The sequence below is a fragment of the Tsukamurella conjunctivitidis genome (genome assembly GCF_007858475.1).
Taxonomy (GTDB): Bacteria; Actinomycetota; Actinomycetes; order Mycobacteriales; family Mycobacteriaceae; genus Tsukamurella; species Tsukamurella conjunctivitidis.
In genome coordinates, this window is sequence record NZ_VIGX01000012.1 from 65,024 (window position 1) to 84,136 (window position 19,113).

Annotated in this window: 20 protein-coding genes and 1 pseudogene; 7 read left to right on the forward strand and 14 right to left on the reverse strand. The window is 71.5% G+C overall.

Features of this window, described 5'->3' with window-relative positions:
- Positions 1–61 precede the first annotated feature (61 nt).
- On the reverse strand, positions 62–742 hold the full coding sequence (locus FK530_RS17820; RefSeq protein WP_146488328.1) for a TIGR00266 family protein: 681 nt from the start codon (positions 740–742) through the stop codon (positions 62–64).
- 24 nt (positions 743–766) lie between these two features.
- Entirely contained in the window at positions 767–1,711 is a 945-nt protein-coding gene (locus tag FK530_RS17825; RefSeq protein ID WP_146488329.1) for an acyl-ACP desaturase, read from the reverse strand.
- A gap of 192 nt (positions 1,712–1,903) precedes the next feature.
- On the opposite strand from FK530_RS17825, the gene FK530_RS17830 reads away from it, so the two are divergent.
- Positions 1,904–2,551 (forward strand): response regulator transcription factor, encoded by a 648-nt coding sequence (locus tag FK530_RS17830; RefSeq protein WP_146488330.1) that lies wholly within the window; start codon positions 1,904–1,906, stop codon positions 2,549–2,551.
- A 5-nt stretch (positions 2,552–2,556) separates the two neighbouring features.
- On the opposite strand, the gene FK530_RS25920 is transcribed toward FK530_RS17830, so the two are convergent.
- Positions 2,557–2,805 (reverse strand): hypothetical protein, encoded by a 249-nt coding sequence (locus FK530_RS25920; RefSeq protein ID WP_158645134.1) that lies wholly within the window; start codon positions 2,803–2,805, stop codon positions 2,557–2,559.
- 80 nt (positions 2,806–2,885) lie between these two features.
- Here FK530_RS25920 and FK530_RS17835 point away from each other — a divergent pair, with 80 nt between their 5' ends.
- Positions 2,886–4,052 (forward strand): GAF domain-containing sensor histidine kinase, encoded by a 1,167-nt coding sequence (locus tag FK530_RS17835; protein WP_158645135.1) that lies wholly within the window; start codon positions 2,886–2,888, stop codon positions 4,050–4,052.
- On the opposite strand, the gene FK530_RS26710 is transcribed toward FK530_RS17835, so the two are convergent.
- From FK530_RS26710 to FK530_RS17860, 6 genes and pseudogenes are all read right to left on the reverse strand, one after another.
- The gene (locus FK530_RS26710) at positions 4,049–4,459 is read right to left on the reverse strand and encodes a rhodanese-like domain-containing protein (RefSeq protein WP_262406755.1); all 411 of its coding nucleotides are present in this window, start codon (positions 4,457–4,459) and stop codon (positions 4,049–4,051) included. The two genes, FK530_RS17835 and FK530_RS26710, sit on opposite strands and share 4 nt — an antisense overlap.
- Positions 4,439–4,936, reverse strand: a pseudogene (locus tag FK530_RS26715) (cupin domain-containing protein); the annotation flags it as partial. The gene FK530_RS26710 and the pseudogene FK530_RS26715, both read right to left, overlap by 21 nt.
- Before the next feature lie 66 nt (positions 4,937–5,002).
- The gene (locus tag FK530_RS17845; protein WP_231706687.1) at positions 5,003–5,977 is read right to left on the reverse strand and encodes a glycine betaine ABC transporter substrate-binding protein; all 975 of its coding nucleotides are present in this window, start codon (positions 5,975–5,977) and stop codon (positions 5,003–5,005) included.
- Positions 5,974–6,768 carry an ABC transporter permease gene (locus tag FK530_RS17850; RefSeq protein WP_146488333.1) on the reverse strand — a complete coding sequence of 265 codons (795 nt, stop codon included), beginning with the start codon at positions 6,766–6,768 and terminating at the stop codon, positions 5,974–5,976. Before FK530_RS17850 ends, FK530_RS17845 begins: the two co-directional genes overlap by 4 nt.
- Complete coding sequence (locus FK530_RS17855) at positions 6,765–7,937, reverse strand: ATP-binding cassette domain-containing protein (RefSeq protein ID WP_146488334.1); 1,173 nt, start codon at positions 7,935–7,937, stop codon at positions 6,765–6,767. The genes FK530_RS17850 and FK530_RS17855 overlap by 4 nt, the downstream gene beginning before the upstream one ends.
- Entirely contained in the window at positions 7,934–8,578 is a 645-nt protein-coding gene (locus tag FK530_RS17860; protein WP_146488335.1) for an ABC transporter permease, read from the reverse strand. Before FK530_RS17860 ends, FK530_RS17855 begins: the two co-directional genes overlap by 4 nt.
- A gap of 219 nt (positions 8,579–8,797) precedes the next feature.
- Here FK530_RS17860 and helR point away from each other — a divergent pair, with 219 nt between their 5' ends.
- The gene (helR, locus tag FK530_RS17865) at positions 8,798–10,993 is read left to right on the forward strand and encodes an RNA polymerase recycling motor ATPase HelR (RefSeq protein WP_191834111.1); all 2,196 of its coding nucleotides are present in this window, start codon (positions 8,798–8,800) and stop codon (positions 10,991–10,993) included.
- A gap of 18 nt (positions 10,994–11,011) precedes the next feature.
- Here the strand turns inward: helR and FK530_RS17870 are convergent, their stop codons facing one another.
- On the reverse strand, positions 11,012–11,626 hold the full coding sequence (locus FK530_RS17870) for a DUF1345 domain-containing protein (protein ID WP_146488336.1): 615 nt from the start codon (positions 11,624–11,626) through the stop codon (positions 11,012–11,014).
- A 48-nt stretch (positions 11,627–11,674) separates the two neighbouring features.
- On the opposite strand from FK530_RS17870, the gene FK530_RS17875 reads away from it, so the two are divergent.
- Positions 11,675–12,244, forward strand: coding sequence for a TetR/AcrR family transcriptional regulator (locus tag FK530_RS17875; RefSeq protein ID WP_146488337.1), 570 nt, complete (start codon positions 11,675–11,677; stop codon positions 12,242–12,244).
- 46 nt (positions 12,245–12,290) lie between these two features.
- On the opposite strand, the gene FK530_RS17880 is transcribed toward FK530_RS17875, so the two are convergent.
- Positions 12,291–12,929, reverse strand: coding sequence for a TetR/AcrR family transcriptional regulator (locus FK530_RS17880; RefSeq protein WP_146488338.1), 639 nt, complete (start codon positions 12,927–12,929; stop codon positions 12,291–12,293).
- A gap of 196 nt (positions 12,930–13,125) precedes the next feature.
- Between FK530_RS17880 and FK530_RS17885 the strand changes: the two genes are divergently transcribed.
- From FK530_RS17885 to FK530_RS17895, 3 genes are read left to right on the forward strand one after another with little or no spacing between them, the layout of a single operon-like run.
- Positions 13,126–13,920 carry an SDR family NAD(P)-dependent oxidoreductase gene (locus FK530_RS17885; protein ID WP_146488339.1) on the forward strand — a complete coding sequence of 265 codons (795 nt, stop codon included), beginning with the start codon at positions 13,126–13,128 and terminating at the stop codon, positions 13,918–13,920.
- Positions 13,921–13,945: 25 nt separating this feature from the next.
- Positions 13,946–15,076, forward strand: a complete 1,131-nt coding sequence (locus FK530_RS17890; protein ID WP_146488340.1) for a DUF5938 domain-containing protein — start codon at positions 13,946–13,948, stop codon at positions 15,074–15,076.
- Positions 15,073–16,554 (forward strand): class I adenylate-forming enzyme family protein, encoded by a 1,482-nt coding sequence (locus FK530_RS17895; protein ID WP_146488341.1) that lies wholly within the window; start codon positions 15,073–15,075, stop codon positions 16,552–16,554. Before FK530_RS17890 ends, FK530_RS17895 begins: the two co-directional genes overlap by 4 nt.
- Before the next feature lie 48 nt (positions 16,555–16,602).
- Here the strand turns inward: FK530_RS17895 and FK530_RS17900 are convergent, their stop codons facing one another.
- From FK530_RS17900 to FK530_RS17910, 3 genes are read right to left on the reverse strand one after another with little or no spacing between them, the layout of a single operon-like run.
- Entirely contained in the window at positions 16,603–17,226 is a 624-nt protein-coding gene (locus tag FK530_RS17900) for a cyclase family protein (RefSeq protein ID WP_146488342.1), read from the reverse strand.
- Positions 17,223–18,566 carry a purine-cytosine permease family protein gene (locus tag FK530_RS17905; protein ID WP_146488365.1) on the reverse strand — a complete coding sequence of 448 codons (1,344 nt, stop codon included), beginning with the start codon at positions 18,564–18,566 and terminating at the stop codon, positions 17,223–17,225. The genes FK530_RS17900 and FK530_RS17905 overlap by 4 nt, the downstream gene beginning before the upstream one ends.
- Positions 18,566–18,961: a YybH family protein gene (locus FK530_RS17910; RefSeq protein ID WP_146488343.1), complete on the reverse strand. Its 396-nt coding sequence runs from the start codon at positions 18,959–18,961 to the stop codon at positions 18,566–18,568. Before FK530_RS17910 ends, FK530_RS17905 begins: the two co-directional genes overlap by 1 nt.
- Positions 18,962–19,113 lie beyond the last annotated feature (152 nt).

Here is a 19,113-nt window from a genome sequence, read left to right on the forward strand (position 1 = left end):
CGATCGGCGCGAACTAGACTGCCCGACCTGCAGGTTCGTGCGCTGCGGAGATCCCGCCCGATCAGGCGGACGGAACGACCGATCGCACCCAGCCCTCGAGGCCGCGCGGGTTGCGCGTCTGCAGAAGTACGCGGCCGGGCCCGGTGAATTCGAAGACCATTCCCTCGCCGGATTTCATCGACTGGATCCACTTCCCCTGCACGGCGCGGCGCATGGAGAACTGCATGTTCAAGTCGTAGGCAACCACGTGGCCGGTATCGATCACCACCTGTTCGCCGGGCCGCAGATCCAGCACGTCGATCGCGCCGTAACAGGAGATCAGCACCTCGCCCTGGCCCGCGGCCTGCAGGCCGAAGGCGCCCTCGCCGCCGAAGAAGGTCTTCGCGCCGCCGAACTGCGTGGTGGTCTGCACTCCGTAGGAGCTCGCGAGCCACCCGCCCCGGGTCACGTAGTAGGGGCGGTCCGGCTGGATCTGCAGCACGGCGATGTCGCCGGGCAGCGTGCCGGCGACGTCCACCCAGCCGCCCTGCTGCGGCGCCGTGAAGGTGGAGACGAAAAACGACTCCCCCGAGAGCAGGCTGCGCTTGAGGCCCTGCATGATGCCGCCCTGCGCCTGCGACTGCAGGTTCATCCCGGCGGAGTGCGCGACCATGGCGCCCGACTCGAGGGTCATGGGCTCGCTCGGCGCCAGCTGGCAGCGGGCCATGGAGAACGACGGGTTGTGACGGAGCTGTACCTGCATGCCGTCGAATCTAGCCGAATCCGGTCAGCCGGCGATACGCTCGCGCCGCCGCGCGTCCCGCTCCAGCGCCCGGTCGCGCGCCTCCTCGAATCTGCGCGCACCGACCTCCAGGTCGTCGACGAACGCGCCGATCAGGTCGCGCATCCGCGCGGCCTCGCCGGTGAGGTCCGTCCGCTCCAGGAGGTTCCACTTCCGCAGTACCGGCACCACCACGGCGTCGCGGTGCTGGCGCAGGTCGTAGATGCCGTTCTTCGCCATGAGCACCGCGTCCCGCCGGAAGTGGGGGAGCGCGGCGCCGGGCATCTGGAAGTTGGTGAGCACCGCGTGGATCGCGGTGAGAGCCTGCTCCGGTGCGACCTCGATCGCCGCGCCCAGGATGTTGCGGTAGAAGAGCATGTGCAGGTTCTCGTCGGCGGCCACCCGCGCCAGCATCCGGTCGGCCACCGGGTCGGCGCAGACCGCGGCCGTGTTCCGGTGGCTGATCCGGGTCGCGAGTTCCTGGAAGGTCACGTAACTCACCGACAGCAGCATCGAGTTCATCCCGGGCGCGAAGCCGTGCTGCATCTGCGTCATCCGCAGGTCCTCGAGCTCGACGGGATCCACGCCACGGGTCACGGTGAGGTAGTCGCGGAGGACGATCGAGTGGCGCGCCTCCTCCGCCGTCCAGCGGTGCACCCAGAAGCCCCAGGCCCCGTCGAGGGAGAAGTTCTGGGCGATCTCCCGGTGATAGCTCGGGAGGTTGTCCTCGGTGAGCAGATTCATCACCAGCGCGGCCCGCGCCACGGGCGACAGCGCCGAGTCCGCCTCCTCGTAGTCCTCGCCGCCGAGCGCCGCGAAGTCACGGCCGCGGCTCCACGGCACGTAGTCGTGCGGGTGCCAGTCGACCGCCTGCCGCAGGTGTCGGTCGACCTCCCGCTCGGCGGTCTCCGAGAGCTCGTACAGCAGTTCCAGGTCGGTCAGATCACTCATGTCGTCCACCCTGCTCGCGCACCCGCGGGCCGGGCAGTGGCGATGGTCCCCGCTCCCGTCCCGGCGCCGGGCCGCGCCTCGTCGTCGCAGGTGAGGACGTGTGCACCGGGTCGGCCGGGGCATATGTCCCGAGTTCCTCGGCCGACGGTCCTCCTGCGGTGGTCGGGGCCGCGAGCGGCCTAGGCTGAGTGCATGCCCTCGGTGTTCCTCGTCGACGACCACGAGATCGTCCGGCGCGGGCTGGCCGACCTCCTCGCCACGGACGGGACCCACACCGTCGTCGGCGAGGCGTCGACGGTCCGCGAGGCCCTCGCCCGCGTCCCCGCGGTGCGTCCCGATGTCGCGGTGGTCGACGTCCGGCTGCCGGACGGATCGGGCATCGATCTCATCCGCTCGTTGCGCGACCTGGTGCCGGGCCTGCCCTGTCTGGTCCTCACCTCCTACTCGGACGACGACGCCCTCCTCGAGGCCATCACCGCGGGCGCGCAGGGATACGTGCTCAAGCAGATCCGCGGCACCGAGTTGGTCTCCGCCATCGGGACGGTCGCGGGCGGCGGGTCCCTCCTGGACTCGGCCAGCACCGCCCGCGTGCTGCACCGGATCCGCCGGGATCAGGTCGCGCCCGCGGTGCCCTCGGGCCTGACCGGGCAGGAGGAGGCGGTGCTCGAGCTCCTGGCCGAGGGCCTGACGAACAAGCAGATCGCGGAGCGGATGTTCCTGGCCGAGAAGACGGTCCGCAATCACGTCACCGGCGTTCTCGCGAAGCTCGGGGTGGAGAACCGGGTGCAGGCGGCGCTGCGCGCGGCGCAGTGGCGCGATGCCGGCGGGGCCCGGCGATGACCCGGTCAGGCCAGGGCGGCGCGGGCACGGAGCCAGGTGTCGACGGCGGGCGTGCCGCGTTGCACCGCCCGTTCGGCGAGCAGCCTGCCGAGCAGCCGGCACACGAGGTACTCCCAGTCCAGGTCGTCCACGGCGGCGGCGGTGCGCACCTCGTTCCAGCGGGCCACGCGGCCGGTGTAGGCCGCCTCGGCGAGGTCCACGACGAGCGCGCGCACGTCGGGGCGGTCCAGCGGGTCGATGTCGATTCCGTTCACGCCCTCCAGCGTCGCGGCCCGATCGGCACGGGACCAGGGACGTCCGTCCCGACAGTGCTCCCCCTTTCCGGGGCGGTCCGGTGACCGGGGAACAGCGCGCCGGCGCGCAGCGGCCGGACGCCGACCTGCAGGACATCCTCAGCGCGGTGATGGTCGTCGCGCAGGGGCTGGACCTACCGGCGACGGTGCGCCGCATCGTCACCTCCGCGATGGCGCTCGTCGATGCGCGCTACGGCGCCGTGGGCGTGAGCAACGACGACGGCTCGCTGCAGGAGTTCATCTACGTCGGCGTCGACGCCGAGACCGCGGCGCTGATCGGCGACCCGCCGTGCGGGCGCGGGCTCCTCGGCTACCTGCTCGAGGTGCAGCAACCCGTCCGCGTCGCCGAGCTGTCCGAACACCCGTCCTCGGTCGGCTTCCCGCCGAACCATCCCCCGATGCACAGCTTCCTCGGCGCCCCGATCATCGTCGGCGGGAACCTCTTCGGGTGCATCTACCTCGCGGAGAAGGCGGACGGCATCGCCTTCACCGCCAGCGACGCGAAGGCGATCGAGATCTTCGCGGCGGCCACCGCGGTCGCGATCGACAACGCCCAGATGCACGCCGAGGCGCTGCAGCAGCAGCAGCGGCTCGGCGAACTCCAGGTGATCGAGGAGCGCGAGCGCATCGGTCGGGACCTGCACGACCACGTGATCCAGCGGATCTTCGCGGCCGGCCTCGGACTGCAGGTGGCCCGGTCCGCCGCCCGGGACGAGCCCGTCCGGGACCGGCTCGACTCGGTGATCGGCGAACTGGACCGCACGATCGCCGACATCCGCTCCACGATCTTCGAGCTGTCCGCGGGCGGCAGCGGTCTCCGTACCCGCCTGGTCCGGGCGGTGCGGGCGGTCGCGCACGGCGGCGAGCTGTCGGTCGACGTCGGCTTCTCCGGCCCGGTGGAGAGTGCGGTCGCCGACGACGGACTCGCCCGCGACCTGGAGGCCGTGGTGACGGAGAGCGTCTCGAACGCCGTACGGCACTCGGGGGGCACCCGCGTGGCGGTGACGGTCCTCGCGAGCAGCGACTCGGTCACGGTCGAGGTCGCCGACGACGGGACGGGCGTCCCCGACGGCGGCCGGCGCAGCGGCCTGCGGAACCTCGCCACCCGCGCGGAACTCCGGGGCGGCACCGTCGAGCTGCTGCCCGCGAACGCGGAGGCGGAGCGGCCCGGCACCGTCGTGCGGTGGTCCGTACCGCGCGAGCCCTAGCCGGCGGCGGGCGCCGCGGGGACGGCCGCGAGCGCGGTGTATCCGCCCGCGAGATCCGCTGCGCGGTGCAGCCCGATGTCGCGCAGGGCCGCGGCGGCCAGGGAACTGGAGTACCCCTCCGAGCACATCACGATCCACCGCACGTCCCAGCCGGTGGCCTCGGGGATCCGGGCGTCGGACGACGGGTCGAGCCGCCATTCGAGCACGTTCCGCTCGATGATCAGGGCGCCCTCGACCTCACCCTCGGCGGCGCGCTGGGCGGCGGGCCGGGTGTCCACGAGGATCGCGCCCGCCTCCAGCTCGGCGCGCAGGTCAGCGGCCTCGACGCGGTCGATGCGGTCCCGCGCACTCGCCAGCAGCTCGTCGATGCCGCGCCCGCCGGTGGGGCCCTCGGGTTCGTCGGTCAGTTCACTGCGCACCCTGCGGAGCCTACCGCCGGGCGTGACCTCGTAGTACGACATCGCGGTCAGCGGCGGCGAATACGCGTGCACCGAGAGAGTGGGGGCCGTGGCCTCGCCGCTCGCCGCGTCGTGCGCGTCGGCGTGGCGGGTCACGTCGTGCACCCAGCCACGGTCGAAGGACGCCTGCCCGCCGGCGTCGATCCGGCGCTCCCGCAGCGCCTCCCCGTCCCAGCTGCGCTCCGCGAGCGCACCGGAGACCACCGTCAGGGCGCCCAGCGAGCCGGCGTGGTCGTGCAGCTCCGTCGACCGTTCGGGGACCCAGCTGATCAGCCAGACGTCCACCTCGTCGTCGCCCCACAGGCGCGTCGACCACCGCTCCCCCACCGGCCACTCGGTGGGGATCACGCGGTCGTAGTCGCCGGCACACACCTTGGCGGCCTCGGTCGCGGTGAGCGCCAGCAGGTCCGGTGCGGTATCGGTCATGCGGTTCAGTGTCGGACGGTGCGAGCGCCCGGTGAACCCTTCCGCTCACCGCGACCGAAAGCGTGCTCAGCGGACGAGGCCCACCTTCTTGAGCCAGGTCGCCGCCACGTCGGCGGGGTCGCGGCCCTCGATGTCGATCTGCCCGTTGAGCTCCTGCATGGTCTCGTTGGTCAGCAGGCGGCTGACCCTGCCCAGCACGTCCTTGATCGCGGGATACTTCGCGAGCGCGTCCGTGCGGACCTCGGGCACGCCGTCGTAGGGCAGGAAGAACTTCCGGTCGTCCTCGAGCAACTGCAGGCCCAGCTTCCGGATCCGGCCGTCGGTCGCGTAGACGTCGCCGGCGAGGCAGGTGTTCGCCGAGATCGCCGAGTACACCACGCCCGCGTCCATCGTGGTGACGGTGTTCTGCGGTGTCCCGCTGCCGAGCGGCACCTCGTACTTCTGCAGCAGGGGTCCGAGTCCGTCCGGGCGGGAATGGAACTCGGGGTCCACGCAGAGGGTGCGCTGCGCCGGCGGCAGCCGGAACAGGTCGCTGAGGGTCCGCAGGTTCAGCTGCGCCTTCTGCGCGGGGGTCACCGCGAAGGCGTAGGTGTTGTTGAAGGGCGCGGGCTCGAGCACCTCGATGCCCTTGGCCCGCTCCGCCTCACGCACCCGGGTCAGCAACTCGGAGGAATCGCTGACGGTCTCGGTCTGCTTGAGGTAGCTGACCCAGATCGTGCCCGTGTACTCCCACGAGACGTCGGCGGCGCCGCTCGTCATGGCCTGCCGGGACGACATCGAACCCGGAGCGTTGGTGAGGTCGGTGATCTGGGCGCCCGCCGCCTGCAGGATCGTGGTGCTGATCTTGCCGAGCAGAATGCCCTCGGAGAACGACTTCGACGTGACGGAGATCTTCGCGCCCGCCAGCGGGGTCCGTCCATCGGCGGACTCCGCGTGCACGAAGTGGCCGGACGAGCTCTCCAGCCCGCAGCCGGCGAGGACCAGGGACAGGGCCGCCAGCACCGGCAGCAGCGCGCGCCGCACGCGCGCCCGCCCCGTCACGCGGTCACCCCGCGCAGGCCGCGCGGCGCCAGCAGGTACTCGGCGAGCCGGGCCAGCCAATCGATGGCGAGCGCGAGCAGTGCGACGAGCAGGGCACCGGAGAAGAGCAGCGCCGGCAGGTACAGGGTCACGCCGGTGGTGATGAGCACGCCGAGCCCGCCGGCGCCGATGAAGGTGCCGAGCGTCGCGGTGCCCACCAGGATCACGAGCGCGGTGCGCACGCCGTGCAGGATCACCGGCACCGAGAGCGGCAGCTCCACACGGAGGAGGGTCTGGAAGGCGGAGAAGCCCTGCCCGCGTGCGGCTTCGATGACGCGATCGTCGACCTGCCGCAGGCCGGTGACGGTGTTCTGCAGGATCGGCAGGACCGCGTAGACCACGAGCGCGGCGACCGCGGTGCGGAAGCCGGTGCCGAACCACATGGCGAACAGCACCACCATGCCGAGGACGGGTGCCGCCTGGCCGACGTTGGCGAGCGCGACGATCACCGGCGCGACGCGGGCGAACCGCTTGCGCGTGACCAGGATCCCGAGGGGGATCGCGATCAGGACGACGAGCACGGCGGAGACCACGGTCAGCTGGATGTGCTGCCACACGGATTCGCCGAGTGCCGACCATTCGAGCTGGGCCTCGGTCTTGGTGAAGGTCTGCGCCGCGTGCCAGATGAGATATCCGACGAAGCCCACGACCACGAGCAGGGGTTCGAGGATCAGGTCGATCGGCACGCCACCCGCGAACCGCGGCGTGGGTCCGACGCGCGCCGTCTTCGGCGCCTGGGCCGCGGCGGTCACGACGGCGCCGCCCGATAGGTGTCGGCGGCCTGCTCCGGGTTCGCCAACGCTTGGCGCTCGCGGATCCGCTGCGCCACCTGTTCGATGGTGAGCGCGCCGATGACCTTGCCGCGCTGTGTGACCAGCACGCCGCCCTGGCTGGAGGCCAGCATCACGTCGAGCGCGTCGGCGAGCGTCGCGGTGCGCTCGGCCACGGGGAGCCGCTGATCCACGTACGTCGAGACCACCGGCTTGCTGAGCACCTCGGAGACCGAGGGCCAGGCCCGCGGCCGGTCCTCCTCGTCCACCACGACGACCCAGCTCAGCTTCGCCTCCTTCGCCCGCGCGGCCACCTCCTCCGACGGATCGCCGGGGCGGGCGATCACGACCGGCGCGCTGGGGATCTCCCCGACGGAGCTGAGCGAGAGGTGCTTGAGGGTGGCGCCCGAGCCGACGAACTCCTCGACGAAGGCGTTGGCGGGCGACGTGAGGATCTCCTCGGGCGTGCCGAACTGCTCGATCTGGCCGCCCTCGGACAGGATCAGCACCCGGTCGCCGAGCTTGATCGCCTCGTCGACGTCGTGCGTGACGATCACGATGGTCTTGTGCAGCTCCTCCTGGATCGCCAGGAGCTGGTCCTGCAGCCGGACGCGCGTGATGGGGTCAACGGCGCCGAAGGGCTCGTCCATGAGCAGGACGGGCGGGTCGGCCGCGAGGGCACGGGCCACGCCCACACGCTGCTGCTGCCCGCCGGACATCTCCTTGGGGAACCGACCCCGGAAGACGTCCGGATCCAGGCCGACGAGTTCGAGCAGTTCGGTGACCCGGGCGCGCGTGCGGGCCTTGTCCCAGCCGAGGAGGCCGGGCACGGCGCCGATGTTCTTCTCGACGGTCCAGTGCGGGAACAGGCCGCCCGCCTGCACGACGTAGCCGATGCCCTGCCGGAGGTCGTCGGCGTCGGCCTTGGTGACGTCGGTCCCGCCGATGAGTACCCGCCCCGAGGTCGGCTCGATCAGCCTGTTGATCATCTTCAGCGTGGTGGTCTTGCCGCAGCCGGAGGGCCCGACGATGGCGACCGTCTCCCCCGCCTCGATGGCGATGGACAGCTCCTTCACCGCCGGCTTGTCCTGCCCGCGGTAGCGCTTGATCACCTTCTCCAGCTCGATCGAAACGCCGGTGGTTTCACTCATCGCAGTCCCTTCGAGACGGTGACGCGGCCCAGCAGGACCAGCAGGCCGTCGAGTACGAGCGCGACGGCCACCACGAGAACGGTGCCCACCAACGCGGATTCGAGGGCGCCCGCGCCGCCGAGGCGGGCGAGGCCGGAGAAGATCAGGGAGCCCAGGCCCGGGCCGAGCACGTAGGCGACGACCGTCGCGACGCCGACGACGAGCTGCGTACTGACCCGGATCCCGGTGAGGATCACGGGCCAGGCGTTGGGCAGCTCGACCGTCGTCAGCACGCGCCAGCGGGGCATGCCGAGGCCGCGCGCGGCCTCGACGAGCGCGGGCGGCACCGCCTGCAGCCCGACGATCGCGCTGGTCAGGATCGGCAGTGTCGCGTAGAAGGCGAGCATCGTGACCGACGGCGTGACGCCCAGCCCGAACACGATGAGCAGCAGCGCCAGGAGCGCGAGGGACGGCACCGTCATGCCGACGGACGCGACGGCGGTGGCGAACGCGGCGCCCGCGCGGGAGCGGTACACCAGCGCGGCGATGACCAGCGCGATCACCGCCCCCAGCACCACGCACTGGATCACCAGGGAGGCGTGTTGATAGGTCAGGAAGCCGAGCTGACCCCCACGACCGTCGAGGAATCTTCGGAGGTCCACTCGTCCGAACCTACAGACGATGCGCGCTTCCCGCGCGGTTCGCGTCAGAGTGGGCGCAACCGGCGTGCCGTGACGGGGGCCTGATCGAGCGGGAACGGGCGCGCGCGAACGCGGAATCTCTCTCCCACTTCACTGTATAGCCCACCCCGGGCCTTGCCGCAAGGCCCCGTCCGGGGCGCATACTCGCTGGCCGGATCCGAATTCTTGCGAGGTGGGTGCATGTCCGAGTACGAGAACGAGCTGACCGAGGAACTGATGCAGGAGCGTGCGTACGTCGCGGGGTTGTACGCGCGGTTGGACGCCGAACGGGACCGAGCGCGGCGACGCTACACGAACGCGCTCCGCGACCACGAGGGCAGGGCGGTGGACCGGGAGGGCGATGTGATGACCTCCGCGCGGGAGGTGCGGCGGTTGAGCGTGGCCGAGGAGGGGCTGGCCTTCGGCCGGCTCGACGGGGAGCCCGGCGGCACCGTCGGGACGCGGTACGTGGGGCGCCTGGGCCTGTTCGACGAGGAGGACGGCGACCGGGAACTACTTCTGGACTGGCGGGCCCCGGCGTCGCGGCCCTTCTACACGGCGACGGGTGCGCACCCGGAGGGCGTGCACCGGCGACGCCAGTTCCTCAGCGACGGCCGCACGCTGACCGCGTTCACCGACGAGATGCTGGGCCGGCCGGGCGCCGACGCCCGCGGCGACGCGGCGCTGCTGGCCGCCGTGAACGCGCCGCGCGGCGAGGGGATGCGCGACATCGTCGCGACCATCCAGGCCGATCAGGACCGGATCATCCGTTCCGACAACCCCGGGGTCACCGTGATCGAGGGCGGGCCGGGCACGGGCAAGACCGTGGTGGCGCTGCATCGCGTGGCGTACCTGCTGTACACGCAGCGGGCGCGGTTCGAGCGGCACGGCGTGCTGGTGGTGGGGCCGAACACGTCCTTCCTGCAGCACATCGGGCGGGTGCTGCCCTCGCTCGGCGAATCGGACGTGGTCTTCGCGACGCCCGCCACGCTGTATCCGGGCGTCGCGGCCCGGGCCGAGGACGCGCCCGCGGTGGCGCGGATCAAGGGCGCGGCCGCGATGGCGGACGTCCTCGCCGCCGCGGTCGCGGATCGTCGCACGTTGCCGGAGACGCCGGTCTCCATCGGGCTGGGCGACGCGACCGTGCGGATCGAGGCCGACGTGGTCGGCTGGGCGCGGGACGAAGCCCGGATGAGCGGGCAGCCGCACAACCAGGCGCGCGCCGTCTTCCTCGACGTGCTGACGTGGGCGATCACCGAACGCGCGCTGGGCCGGATCGGGAAGCAGTGGCTGCGGCGCGAGGACACCCGGGCCTGGGAGGAGATGCGCGGCAGCATGCTCGCCGACCTCGCGATCGACGGGACCTTCCGGCGGACCGTCGACGCGCTGTGGCCCGTGCTCTCCCCGGAGGCCCTCCTCGCGGACCTGCTGAGCTCTCCCGAGCGCCTGGCCGCGGCGGGCGCCGACCCGTCGCTGCTGCGGGCCGACGGTGCCGCGTGGACCGTCTCCGACGTGCCCCTGCTGGACGAGCTCGCCGAGCTGCTCGGCCCGCACGAGGCGCCGGACGACACCGCCGCGGCCGCGGCCCGGAAGGAGCAGGCGGAGTTCGCGGAGGGGGTGCTGGATTCGCTGGTGTCGCGGGCGGATTCGATGGACGACGAGGACCATCTCTTCGCCACCGACCTGCTCTACGCCGACGACCTGGCCGGGCGGTTCGAGGAGCGGGACACCCGCGACCTGGTGGAGCGCGCGGCGGCGGACCGGACGTGGGTGTACCGGCACGTGGTGGTCGACGAGGCGCAGGAGCTCTCGGCGATGGACTGGCGAGTGCTGATGCGGCGCTGCCCGTCCCGGTCGTTCACGGTGGTCGGCGACCTCACCCAGCGCAGCGCCCCCGCGGGCGCCCGCACGTGGGGCGAGATGCTGGATCCGTACGTCGCCGACCGGTGGGCGTACACCGCGCTCACCGTGAACTACCGCACCCCGTCGGAGATCATGGCGGTGGCGGCCGACCTCCTCGCGGAGTTCGCTCCCGGCGCCGTGCCGCCGGAGTCGGTGCGCGCCTCCGGGAATCGCCCATGGGCACGGCGGGTGACCGACGAGGGCCTGGCCGGCGCGATCGAGGCCTTCACTCGCGACGAGGCGGGCCGGGAGGGCACGTCGGTCGTCATCGGGCCCGACGGCACGCCCGGCGCGGTGCCGCCGTCGGAGACGAAGGGGCTCGAGTTCGACGCGGTGCTGGTGGTGGATCCCGAGGCGATCCTCACCGCGGGCGAGCGCGGAGCGGCGGAGCTGTACGTGGCGCTCACCCGCGCGACGCAGCGGCTCGGGGTGCTGCACCGCGCGCCGCTGCCGGCGTGCCTGGCCGGGCTCGAGAGCCCCGTGGCCACGGCGTGATCAGCACGCACGGCGTGCTCAGCCTCCGCCCTTGATCCAGTCCAGCGCGATCGCCACGACGGCCGCGTTGAAGAAGAAGCTGAGCACGCTGTGCGCGATCACCAGGCGGCGCGTGGAGCGCTTGGTGACGGTGACGTCCGAGACCGCGAACGAGGTGCCGATCGTGATGGAGAAGTAGACGAACTCGGTGAGCTGCGGCCGTTCGCACGCGGGGAAGACGAGGCCGGGATCGCCCGCGAAATAGTCCCGGGCGTAGATCTGCGCGAACGCGGTGTGCAGCAGTATCCAGGACAGCAGCACCGTCGCCGCCGCGGCGGGCTGCAAGAACGAATCGGAGTCCTCACCCCGGGTCGCGATCATCAGGAAGCCGCCCACGAGGCCCGAGCCGCTGACCACCAGCGCGAACAGGGTGGTCTGCCAGCGCGGCGCGAGCAACTCCGGATCGTCGTCCTCGACGGGGATCCGCCGGTGCAGCAGGAGCCATCCCGCAGTGACGTAGGCGATCGCGGCCACGTCCCACGCGATGAGCAGCGGCACTGCGGCGCGGCCGAACAGCAGCACCGCGGCCAGCCACGCGAGGCCCAGCAGCGTGAGCACCGTCTCGAGCAGGGGGACCATCACCGAACGTCGCATGCGGCAAGCTTTCCACGGCACCGGGCGCTCGGCGGATACCATCGCCGCATGCCCCCCGCCCGCTCGAGCCCGTCGCGCTACGTCCAACTGCGATTCCTGGAGGCGGGCCTGGCGGTGCTGGCGGAGCGGGGGCACGCGGCGCTCAAGCTGGCCGCGGTGTGCGAGCAGGCGGGCTCGTCGACGGGCAGCTTCTACCACGCCTACCCGAGCTGGCCCGAGTTCACCTCGGCGCTCATCGCGTACTGGCGACAGACCAAGAGCGACCGGCTGATCGAGGCCGCGCGCCAGGTGCCCGACGCCTACGACCGGTTGATGTCGCTCATCGACGTCGGCATGACGCTGCCGCACGCCACCGAGGCGGCGATCCGGGTGTGGGCCGCGCACGACCCGGAGGTGGCGCGGCACCAGGCGGCGGTCGACCTCGAGCGGCGCGACGTGATCGCGGAGACCTACACCGAGGTGATCGGGGACCGCGAGCTCGCGGAGAAGTACGCGACCACCGCGCTGTACCTGCTGGTGGGTTACGAGAGCGGCACGCTGCAATCGCTCGACACGCTGGCCTTCGCCTTCCGTACCTTCACCGACGGTGCCCTCGGCGGGCCGCCCGAGGCCGACTGAACGCGGGGCCGGGGACGAGGAGGCGCGGCCGCCTGCGGGTGGGGCGTCAGCGGCTCCGGCGGACCACGAGGGCGTCGAGCAGATCGAAGACCTGCGCGGTGAGGACGGCGCCCGCGTTCTCATCGCCGAGGACGCGGCGACGGACGGCGCGCTCGAAGGGCCCGTCGAGTGCGGCGTAGGTGCCCGCGGCGTCGAGGAGCGGCGTGCCGCCCGCGAGCTCCGCGTAGCGGCTCACGACCCGCCAGATCATCGCCTCGAGCGAGCCGTCGATCTCGCGCACGTCGTCGGTGAGAGCCGCCTCGAACATGGCCTGCGAGCGCAGGTCGTACCAGAGCTTATGGGTAGGGAGGTCGTGCTCCATGGTGGCGGCCAGCCGCTCCGCGAACCGCAGGCGCAGCGCGGCCGCATCGTCGTCGGGACGGAGCACGTCGTCGTAGGAGGCGATGCACTCGGCCTTGTAGAGGTGCACGCAGTGCGCGATGAGCTCGAGCCGGTCGGCGAAGTAGTAGTGCAGCACGCCGTGGCTGTACTCCGAGTTCGCGGCGATCTCGCGGAGGCTGGTGCGGGCGTAGCCGAGCTCGGAGAGGGTCTTGAGGGCCGCACGGGCCAGCTCGTCGCGCTTGGCCGCGACCTTAGTGGCGTGCTTGGTGGCGCCCACGGCAGCGGGCGCGATCACCTCGGTCACCCCGCACTCCTTCCTCCGGCCGACGGCCCGTCGGCATCGTCCCAGGATAGCGCCTGTGCCGCGCCCCGGGGCGGCACCCCGAGCGAGAACTCTTGACGAATGTCCAACAATTTTCTTGACAGTCGTCTAGATTTTGGAATGTGACGGCCGCCACACGCCGCACGGACACCGATCCACCTCGATCAAGGGAGTAGTCGTGAGCGCATTCGATCTGACCGGCCGGCGGGTCCTGATCACCGGCGGGGCACAGGGGCTCGGCGAGGGCATGGCCCGTGCGCTGACCGTCGCCGGCGCCCGGGTGATGCTCGGCGACCTGCAGGCGGACCGTGCCGCCACCGTCGCGTCCGAGCTGGGAGCCGGCAACGGCTCGGTCCACCTCGACGTCACCTCCGAGAAGAGCTGGACCGTCGCGATCGACGCCACCGTCGCGCAGCTCGGCGGGCTCGACGTGGTGGTCAACAACGCCGGCGTCGAGATCACGGGGCTGCTCACCGAGATCACCGTCGAGGACGTGCGCCGCCAGCTCGACGTGAACGTGCTCGGCACGGCCCTCGGCCTCAAGCACGGACTGCGGGCCCTGCGTCCGGGCGGGGCGGCCGGTGGCGGCGGCGCCATCATCAACGTCGCCTCCGTGGCGGCGACCATCGCCTTCCCCGGCATCGCGATCTACTCCGCCACCAAGTCGGCCATCGACCGGATGACCCGTGTGGCGGCGATGGAGGCCGGCAAGCTCGGCTACGGCGTGCGGGTCAACTGCATCTACCCGGGCCTCGTGCCCACCGAGATGGGCACGGGCCTCGCGGTCGACATGGCGAACATCGGGCTGTTCGGCTCCCCCGAGGAGGCGGTCGAGGCGGTCGTAGGACTCACGCCCAGCGGCCGGCTCGGCGAGGTGCAGGACATGGCGGACGCCGTCGTCTTCCTCGCCTCCGACGCCTCCCGCTTCGTCAACGGGGCCGGGCTGCCCGTCGACGGCGGCATGGGCATGTGACGGAAACATCCACAGGACAAGGAGAATCATGAGCAACAAGCCGGTAGTGGTGTACGGGGCATCGGGGTACACGGGACGCCTCATCTGCGAGTACCTGCGCGAGTACAACGTGCCCTTCACCGCGGCGGGCCGCGACGAGGGAAAGCTGACCGCGTCGATGGAGAAGAACGTCGCGGGCATCGAGACCGCCGACTACGAGGTCGTGCAGGTCGATCACGACGTCGACTCCCTCACCGAGCTCTTCCGCGGCAGCTCCGTCGTACTGAACACGGTGGGGCCGTTCATCAAGTTCGGCGACACGGTGGTCCAGGCCAGCTTGAACGCCGGTGCGCACTACAGCGACACCAACGGTGAGCAGGACTGGATGATCCACTGCGACGACACGTTCCATAACCAATACGCGGACGCGGGCCTGCTCCTGGCGCCCGGTATCGCGCACATGTACACCACGGGCGAGATCGCGGCCCAGATCGCTCTGGAGACACCGGGTCTCGACACCCTCGACATCGCGGTCTTCTGGGGCGGCAGCCCCACCATCGCGTCCACCCGCACGATCCTCGTGAACGCCGCAGGCGGCGACGCCTTCTACCTGGAGCAGAACGAGTACACGTCGTTCGACCCGATGCAGGGGCTGGTCCCGCTCGTGGTGCCCGGGCAGCACGAGCTGGCGCAGTCGCTGCCGTGGGGCGGCACCTCGCATCCCGTCTGGTTCAAGCGCGATCCCCGCGTGGCGAACTGCAAGGCGCAGGGCGGCGTCTTCAACGCCGCGCTGATGAACAACGTGCCGGTGATCGTGGCCGACGCGCTGGAGGCCACGAAGGACATGTCGCCCGAGGACCGCGCCGACGCGCTGGACGCGGTCGCCGCGCAGGTGATGAATTCGATGCCGCCCCGCGAGAATCCGCGCGTGAACAAGTCGCTCGACTCGGTGCACGCCTCCGGCCCGCTGGGCCGCGCGCACGTCGTGATCCACGGCAACAGCAACTACAAGCAGACGGGCCTGCTGCAGGCCTACGCCGCGTACTCGCTGCTGCAGCAGCCGCCGCGGCGCGTCGGGCTGGCATCGGGCTGCCAGGCCTTTGGTCACCGGGAACTCGAGGGCGTGCTGCGCACCTTCGGGCTCATCTCGGAGCCGATCGTGACGGTGCATCGATGACGGTGCCCGGCCTTCCCGAGGTGCCCGCCCTCCCGGAGTTCCGAGCGGCGCGGGCACCGTCGGACCCGGCGATCGCGGACGACCGGCTCTCCCTCTCGAACACGGACTTCGCCGCGGCCGTCCGGACCGCGGCCACCCGGCTGGAAGAGTACGGCGTCTCGGCCGGCGACGTGGTGGGCCTGCTGCTACCGAACCGGGTGGAGCTGGTGGTCGCGGTGTTCGCGGCTTGGCGCCTCGGCGCGGCGGTCACGCCCATCAACCCCGCACTCGCACCGCCCGAGATCGCCTACCAGGCCGCCGATGCCGGCGCCCGCGTGCTGGTGACGGAGTCCGGGATCGACACCGCCGACGGCGTCGCCGCGCTCCCGTGCGACGAACTGCTCACCGCGACCGACGGTGAGGCGGCCGCGCCCGCGCAGGTGCGGGCCGGCGATCTCGCCCTCCTCATCTACACCGCCGGTACGACCGGGAAACCCAAGGGCGTCATGATCAGCCACGGGAACATCGCGGCCATGACGGCGTCGTTCATCGAGCACTTCTCGTTCACGGAATGCGATCACAGCCTGCTGGTCCTCCCGCTCTTCCACGCCAACGGCGTCGTCCTCGGCACACTCACTCCGCTCCGGGCGGGCGGCCGCACCACGATCGTCGGACGGTTCCGGCCGGACGAGTTCTTCCCGGCGGTGGAGCGGCACCGGCCCACCTACTTCTCCGCGGTGCCCGCGATCTACGCGATGCTCACCACGCTGCCGGAGGAGGTGCGTCCGGATTCGTCGTCGCTGCGGTTCGGGATCTGTGGCGCCGCACCGATGCCCGTCGACCTCATCGAGCGGTTCGAGTCCCGGTTCGGCGTACCGATCGTCGAGGGCTACGGGCTGTCCGAGACGACCACCGCATCGGCCATCAACCCGCTCGACGGTCCGCGCAAGCCCGGCACCGTCGGGCCCGCGCTGCCGGGCCAGCGGATCCGCATCGTCGACGGTGCCCTCCGCGATGTGCCGCCCGGGGAGACCGGCGAGGTGCTCATCGCCGGCGACGTGGTGATGGCGGGCTATCTGAACCGCCCCGACGCCACCGCGGAGACGATCGTCGACGGGTGGCTCCGCACCGGCGACGTGGGGCTGCTCGACGAGGACGGCTACCTGCGCCTGGTGGATCGGGTGAAGGACATGGTGATCCGCGGCGGCGAGAACATCTACCCCAAGGAGATCGAGGCGCAGCTGTACCGCAACCCGGACGTGTTCGAGGCGGCGGTGATCGGCCGCCCGCACGAGGTGCTCGGCGAGGTGCCCGTGGCCTACGTGTCGTTGCGCGCGGGAGCCACGGTGACCGCCGCCGAGCTGTTGGACGGCCTGCGCGGCGAGCTGGCGAAGGTGAAGGTCCCCGTCGACCTGATCCTGCTCGACGAGGTCCCGAAGAATCCCGTCGGCAAGATCGACAAACCCACTCTGCGGCAGGGCGACCGATCCGGGCCGTAGCGGCTCGGGCGGTCCGGGCGACCTCGGCGGGCCCGCGCGCGTAGGGGCCTAGGCGCGCCGTGCGAGGGCGCGGACCGGGGCACCGTCGAACGGCCCGACCTTGAGCGGATGGATACCGACCTCGCACACCGCCGGGAGCCCGGTGAGACCGCGCAGGTTCTCGACGATGAGACCGTCGCACCCCAGCACGGCGGCGTGCACCGGGAAGTCCTCGGAATCGAGGGGATCGGGGCTGTAGCAGTCCACGCCCAGGACCCGCATTCCGCGCTCCCACAGCACCTGTGCCGCCTCCGGCGCCAGCGCCGGGTGGTGCCGGTAACGCTCCGTACCGAACCATCGGTCCCAGCCGGTCGCGATCAGCACGATCGAGGGGAGCCGCGCGGGCAGGTCGCCGAGGTCCGCCACGCCGATCGTGCCGTCCGGTCCGCCGCCGACGTGCAGGACCGCGGCGGTCCCGATCAACTCGTCGACGGACACCTCGTCCATCGTGCGACCGCCCGGCACGGTATGGCAGGGCGCATCCACGTGCGTACCGCTGTGGGTCGACAGATGCAGCGCGGTCACGGCCACTCCGTCGGTCTCCGGCGTCAGCGCGGGTTCGATCGCGATCGGGGGATCGCCCGGGTACTCGGTGCCGGGCCGCAGGGTGTGCGTCAGATCGATCCAGCTCATAGCCGCGCCGGCTCCGCTGCACCGCGGCGGACGGCCACGCTCGCGCCCCAGTACAGGCCGGCGCTCACCAGGAAGGTCGGGACCGTGGCACCCACCGGGCTGACCCACAGGTAGGTGATCGCCGACGAGAAGCCGACGCCCACGATCCACACCGCGACGGCGACCGGGTTCCAGCCGCCGCGGTACCAGTAGTCGCGCGAGCCGGCCTCGGCCGGCGAGGCGGCGTACCGCCCGCGGCGCAGCACGTAGAAGTCCACGACGATGATCGCGAAGACGGGGATGAACACGATGCCGATGGCGGTGAGGAAGGACGTGAACTTGTCGAGCAGCGCCAGCCAGGCCGATCCCGCGATGGAGATCACGCCGAGTCCCAGTGCGGCGGGCAGGAATCGGATGCGACCCGGCTCGGCGTTCACCAGCGAGGTGACCATGCCGTAGACGGCCATCGAGTTGGTCGCCATGACGGAGAAGAAGACCACGCCGGCGAGCGGGACGCCGAACTCGGCCACGATCACCGTCGGGTCGAAGGGCGGTGCGTCCTTGCCGTTCGCGAGCAACCACGCGATCGCGGTGGCGCCCAGGGCCATCGCTGCCACCGTCGAGGCGACGTAGCCGATCCCCGAGCCGATCACGCCGCCCCGCTCGCTCCGCGCGAACCGGTTGATGTCCGCCGAGAGCACGGTCCAGGAGATCGCCGTCGCCACCACGATGTCGAAGATACCGAGGCCGCTGAGCCCCTCGGGATCGCGGGGCAGCGCGTTCAGGCGGGCGAAGCCGTCACCGAACATGTCGATGAAGAGGTACGCCATGATCGCCAGGATCACCACGGCGAGAATCGGTTCCACCTTGGCGATGCCCGCGTGGCCGAAGATGGCCAGCGACACCACGATCACCTCGCACAGCACCGAGAACAGGGCCGGATTCGAGTAGCCGGTCTGCTGCTCGACCACGTAGTTCACGGTGACGCCGGCGAGCATCGCCTGCACCCAGCTCCACCCCATGAGCACGGCGATGTTGGCCGCCACCGGGATCCGGCTGCCACGCACCCCGAAGGAGGCGCGGGTGAGCGCCATCGTCGGCAGGCCGGTGCGAGTGCCCACATTCCCGACCGCGACCAGCACCAGGGCGCCGACGACGGTGCCCGCGAGGATCAGCCAGAGCGCGCCGGTCAGCGAGACCGACGGCACGAACAGCGTGCCGGTGAGCATCGTGGTGACGACGAGGTTCGCCGCGAGCCAGATGGCGAAGATGCGCCGCCCGCTGAGCTCGCCCCGGACGGCGGTCCCGTCGTCGGCGGACGCGTGCAGGTGCGCGTCGAGCCGGCGGTAATAGCGCAGCATCACGCGGCCGAGAGGTGCTCGTGGACGGCCACGAGGGTGCCGTCGGGGGCCGTCGCGAAGACGATCGACTCGCGCTCGCGCGTCTCGGTGCGCGTCCCGTCGCCGTCCTGGGTGACGGTGTGCACGTCGTGGCTGAAGACGGCGGTGCCGCCCAGGGCCGTCACGATCCGCGCGGTGCTCTCGCACGAGAGCACGCGCCAGCCGGAGTCGACCCAGCCGGCCCACAGCCGCTCGTACTCCGCGCGGTCGGCCAGCGTCCGCGGTTCGGTGTGGAAGACGAAGGTCGCGCGCGGGTCGAAGCCCGCGAAGTAGCCGTCGGTGTCCGTGGCGGCGAAGGCCTCGATGATGCGGTCGGCCGCCGCGAGCACCTCGCCCTCGGGGATCGTGTGCTGCATTTCGTCTCCTGACCTGCGGTTCTCCCGCTTCGGATCGGCCAACTGTAAGCCCGATCACAGGACCTCGCAAGCAGTTCGCTAGCAGCCGCACCACGACCTCGCACGATCTGCACAGCCGTCGTGGCGGATGTGCGCCACTCGCTGCGCCGGCG

Excerpts from the sequence above, each read along its gene's own strand:
- FK530_RS17820 (WP_146488328.1), bottom strand. The coding sequence starts at position 742 with ATGCAGGTACAGCTCCGTCACAACCCGTCGTTCTCCATGGCCCGCTGC.
- FK530_RS17870 (WP_146488336.1), bottom strand. The coding sequence starts at position 11,626 with ATGCGACGTTCGGTGATGGTCCCCCTGCTCGAGACGGTGCTCACGCTG.
- FK530_RS17875 (WP_146488337.1), top strand. The coding sequence starts at position 11,675 with ATGCCCCCCGCCCGCTCGAGCCCGTCGCGCTACGTCCAACTGCGATTC.
- FK530_RS17900 (WP_146488342.1), bottom strand. The coding sequence starts at position 17,226 with ATGAGCTGGATCGATCTGACGCACACCCTGCGGCCCGGCACCGAGTAC.
- FK530_RS17825 (WP_146488329.1), bottom strand. The coding sequence starts at position 1,711 with ATGAGTGATCTGACCGACCTGGAACTGCTGTACGAGCTCTCGGAGACC.
- FK530_RS17855 (WP_146488334.1), bottom strand. The coding sequence starts at position 7,937 with ATGAGTGAAACCACCGGCGTTTCGATCGAGCTGGAGAAGGTGATCAAG.
- FK530_RS17830 (WP_146488330.1), top strand. The coding sequence starts at position 1,904 with ATGCCCTCGGTGTTCCTCGTCGACGACCACGAGATCGTCCGGCGCGGG.
- FK530_RS17895 (WP_146488341.1), top strand. The coding sequence starts at position 15,073 with ATGACGGTGCCCGGCCTTCCCGAGGTGCCCGCCCTCCCGGAGTTCCGA.
- FK530_RS17910 (WP_146488343.1), bottom strand. The coding sequence starts at position 18,961 with ATGCAGCACACGATCCCCGAGGGCGAGGTGCTCGCGGCGGCCGACCGC.
- helR (WP_191834111.1), top strand. The coding sequence starts at position 8,798 with ATGTCCGAGTACGAGAACGAGCTGACCGAGGAACTGATGCAGGAGCGT.
- FK530_RS17905 (WP_146488365.1), bottom strand. The coding sequence starts at position 18,566 with ATGCTGCGCTATTACCGCCGGCTCGACGCGCACCTGCACGCGTCCGCC.